Genomic DNA, 2,001 nt, shown 5'->3' on the forward strand with positions numbered 1-2,001 from the left:
CACCCAATACCTTCAGCCATATGCTGCGCTTCTGCATTCGTTCCTCGCTTCTGTGTTGTCGTCGACAAACACCACACTGGCACAGGAACGGATGCAGGTCATCCTACCCCTCCGGGACCCACTTTGGGGTCAGGAGAGCCTTTCATGTCAGGAGAGCCAACAAAACTCATCAGCGTCGCGCGATGCGGCGGGCAGCAGGCCCGCCAGCCCTTTGTCGCGCGACTGTTGAAGCTATTTGTTGGGCGGCCCTTGACTTGAGCCCGGCGCTGGACACCGCACCAACGTCAAAGATGTCCTCGACAGGGATGCCGCAAAGGAGCTTGGCGGCAGCAGCGACATGATTCGGGACGTGGACAAGGAAGATGTAGAGAAGTTCGACAACCTCATCGTCGGTGTAGCGATTCGGCGCGTCGAAGAACGACGCCAGCATTTCAAGGTCGCTGCGCCAGTCGGTCATGTGGAAACAGATGTCTTCAACCACGACCGGAGAGCGATCGCTGTCCGTAAGGAGGGCCCTGGCGATGATTCGTGCAATCTGTTCCGTCGACGAAGAACGAGGACGGGTCTGTCGGGGGATGCGAACGGGTGTAGCGCGTCTATTCGTGGGCGGCATCGTGGCTCCGTCGGAACGCGTGAATCGACGGGGGCGCATGGCGTCGACAAGCGGGCGAAAGCAAGCGGTCCTCACGTCGTCGTGAACGTACATCAATGGCGGCCCTAACACGCGGTTCACCCGCGCGCAGACGCGGCGGCATTCGGCCGCCGCGTCAAGCTCATGCGGGTGAAACCGCCTGTTAGGCCTGTTCGGGTAAGGAGTTCAAGCGCAGCTTCGAGTGCACAGGTGTTGTCGGGTCTTGCTGTTGCGCGAAAGGACGAACTGGTTGTCGACGACGTCTTCCCAGCCCACCACCATTCATCACAGCGGCAAGGCTTCTTCACCGCAGCACTGCAGTATCGCAATGGGAACGGGATGAGGGGGCGAGCCGGCGAAGCCGGCAAGCCCCTCGTCGTTGTGTCCATTGTTGTGTCTATTTCGGTGTTCGGTTGCAGCCGTTGTCGAACGGTCCTGCGCGGCAAGCACGGCAGTGACTGCTCGAACCTGCGAAGGGGCTTTGCGCGAGCGGGGAGGTGACTGTCAACGTGCGGCTGGACGTCGAAGGCTGAGTGATTCCGCGAGTGCGCACAGGAGATTGATGTGTCCTCGCGCGACAAGCATAACAAGGGTTGCTCGAAGACGTGACCGGGTCTGCCGTCAGCGTGTGCGGGGGTGTCGATGTGCGCGAGAGAAATCGGTGGGTGCGCGATGCGCTCGGAGGGAAGGCGACCGGATGAAGAGGCCCCGCACTGCGAGCACGCGGTTGGTCGCTCGAACTGCGCGGCAGGCGCAGCTCAAGGCGCCAGAGGTTGTCAATTCGCGCGAAATGGAAGGACGTGAGTGACGACATGATTTGGTGTTGTCGTTGGGGAAGAGAATTGAAGGCCTAACATGAAGTTGAGCTGTCGTCGCCGCAGGCGAGGTGGCCGTCAGGCCACCGAGCCAAGGCGCGCCAGCTTGAACCTCTTGTTAGGGCTCGCGCGCCAGTGAATTCCAGCGCAGCATCGACGGTCGCGGTTGATGGCGTGATTGCGTCGGAGGCTCTCGAGATGCGCCGCGCAGCAGGCAATCCATCACAGCGCGAAGGCTTTCGTGACAAACGGAAACGGCGTGCCGACCGACGCAAATGACGGGGCATCATTGGAGGCGGATCGTGAGGGTTGTGTACGGGGGCCGAGTTCGTCCGTCTAAGTTCGGGGTTATGGCCGTAAAGAGGGTTGCGGACTCTCGAGTAACTGGCGGGATTGGGCCGAGGCGTTCTCGCTTAATCCCAAAAGAAGCGTGACCCCGCGCGAAATCACCGATCAAACTTGAAAAGCCTCCGATAATCCAAGCTCACAGCGACGTGGCTTGAGGCCACCGGAGGGCTTTTCAAGTGAACAAGACCATACGCGACAAGTTGCGCA

The 2,001-nt window shown here is 60.5% G+C and carries 1 protein-coding gene; it reads right to left on the minus strand.

Annotated features, from left to right (window positions below; translation table 11 throughout):
• Positions 1-169: 169 nt before the first annotated feature.
• On the minus strand, positions 170-481 hold the full coding sequence (locus HY962_07590; protein MBI5646780.1) for a hypothetical protein: 312 nt from the start codon (positions 479-481) through the stop codon (positions 170-172).
• Positions 482-2,001 lie beyond the last annotated feature (1,520 nt).

The sequence above is a fragment of the Ignavibacteriota bacterium genome, assembly GCA_016218045.1.
Taxonomy (GTDB): domain Bacteria; phylum Bacteroidota; class Ignavibacteria; order SZUA-365; family SZUA-365; genus JACRFB01.